The sequence below is a fragment of the Paraburkholderia humisilvae genome (genome assembly GCF_902859855.1).
GTDB lineage: Bacteria > Pseudomonadota > Gammaproteobacteria > Burkholderiales > Burkholderiaceae > Paraburkholderia > Paraburkholderia humisilvae.
In genome coordinates this window covers 1-2,177 of the sequence record NZ_CADIKH010000275.1, presented here as the reverse complement: position 1 = coordinate 2,177, position 2,177 = coordinate 1, and the positions used below count along the sequence as shown (strand labels likewise).

Genomic DNA, 2,177 nt, shown 5'->3' with positions numbered 1-2,177 from the left:
GCCGAACCCGAGCCACACCGCGAGGAAACCAAGCAAGCCGGATGCGGCCGTCGAGATCAGCACGACACCGTTGTAGTTCGACAGCACGAGGTCGTCGCGCTTTTCGAACAGACGATCCGAGATAAAGCGGGTGAACGACAGTTGCAGCGGACCGGTCAGAATCAGGCTGCACGCGATCAGGTAGGTGACCGATACCTGAAACTGGACGATCGCGTAGCGCGGAATCGTGAGGCCGAGGCTCATCACGCCGATCACCAGAATGCCGAAGATCGACAGGATCAGCGGGCCGGAGCTGATCAGCCCCGCGTAAGCGTAAGCGCGCATCACGCCGCTCAGCGTGTCGCGCTTGAGGATCTTGCGTAGCTCGAAACCGATGCCTGCCATCAGTGATTCTCCTGCGCGCCGCGTTGCGTCGAACCGGTCGCCGCGTTCGCTGTTCCGGCATGCACCGGACAGCCGATGACACCGCCTGCGGCATGCCCCACGCCGTCGTTTGCGGGTCGCGTCGGCACGGCCGTCAGCCGTTCGTACAGCTCGCGATATTGATCGATCATCTGCGCCTTCGTATAGAACCGGCGTACGCGCGCGAGGCCCGCCGCCTGCGCGGCGCGCCAGCGCGGCGCGTCGCCGAGCAGGTCGAGCACCGCCTGTGCAAATGCGGCCGGGTTCGCAATCGGCACGACGAGACCGGCGGCGCCGAGCGCGCGGTCTGCGTCGCCGTACCCTTCGATCAGCTGCCGGCACGAGCCGACGTCAGTCGTGATCGACGGCACACCGGCCGCGAAGCCCTCGAGCACGACGAGCGGCAGCGCCTCGCTGATCGACGTCAGCGCGAGTGCATCGACTTGCGGCAGGATCGCATCAATACGCTGAAAGCCGAGAAACTTCACATGGTTCGCGAGACCAAGGCTTTGTGCGAGCGCACGGCACTCCTGCGCGTAAGCCGGGTCCTCTTCTTCGGGTCCGACGATCCAGCCTTCGATATCCGGCATCGTGCGCGACGCGATGAACATCGCGCGGATAAAAGTCTTGATGTCCTTGATCGGCACGACACGGCCGATCAGTGCCACGACCTTGCCGCGCGCCGCGCGCATCGGCGCCGGCTCCGGTTCCCGCGCACGCCCGGCGCGCTGCTCGACGAGCGGCGCAAGCGCATCGACGTCGACGCCGTTCGGGATATTGCGCGTGCGTGCCGGATCGGCGCCATCGGCAATCTGCCGCTGCCGGTTCGTTTCATACAACGCGACGATGTCATCGGCCGCGTCGTAGGCGAGCTTGCCGAGCGCTTCGAAGAAGCGCACCCATAGCTCGCGGAAATAGCTGATCTTCGCGATGTCGCGCTCGAATGCGCCGCGGTTGTCGCGAATCCACTGGCTTTGCAGCAAGTCGATCTTGCGTTCCTTCGTGTAGATGCCGTGCTCGGACACGAGCAGCGGCCGGCCGGTCCGATAGTGCAGCAGCGTGCCGAGAAAACCCGCGTAGCCGGTCGAGACCGTGTGATACACGCGCGCCGGCGGCAATTGCGCGGCGATGCGCGCGAGCTGCCACAGCGGCTTGTGCATGATCCGCACGGTCCAGAAATAGTCGGTGAACGACGGGTCCGTGCAATGCCGATGGTATTGATCGACGATAAAGTCCCATGCCGCGCGGCCCGAGGTGAATTGCGCCTCGTTCAACGGACCGTCGTCGCCAATCAGATGCACCATGTCCGCCATCAGCGCGGCCGGGTCCGCGCCGTGCCGGTTGCGCCATGCGTCATGCAGTTCGGCCGATTTCGCGAACGCGTGCGCGTCGCCGGGAATTTCGCGGGCCGCCTTCGTATCGGCAGGCGCCACTTCATACAGATAGTGCGCTTCGAAATGCACGACGTTATCGGGCAGCGCATAGGCGGCGCCGTGATAGTCCTCTTCCCGGCTGCCGATAAACGCGATCGCAAAGCGCGTGTGCGGATACGACCTGATCATCAGGTCGACCCAGCTCGACACGCCGCCGCGTACATAGGGGAACGTGCCTTCGAGCAGCAGGCACACATCGGTATCGGCGGCGCCGCGCAGCAGTGGTGAAATCATTATTGAGTTTCCCATAAAACATGACAACCGATTCGATGCTGGCGCGTTATATCTCTAACGGATTGAATGGAGATACGCGCCATGGCAAAGAAGCCGTTGGACGAGGCA

The 2,177-nt window shown here is 63.8% G+C and carries 2 protein-coding genes; both read right to left on the bottom strand.

Annotated features, from left to right (window positions below; genetic code table 11):
- Positions 1–384: exopolysaccharide Pel transporter PelG (gene pelG / locus HV796_RS41825; protein WP_175233316.1), on the bottom strand; the 384-nt coding region annotated here is incomplete at its 3' end.
- A complete protein-coding gene (gene pelF / locus HV796_RS41820; RefSeq protein WP_175233489.1) occupies positions 384–2,069 on the bottom strand; it encodes a GT4 family glycosyltransferase PelF in 1,686 nt (561 codons plus the stop codon). The genes pelF and pelG, both read right to left, overlap by 1 nt.
- Positions 2,070–2,177 lie beyond the last annotated feature (108 nt).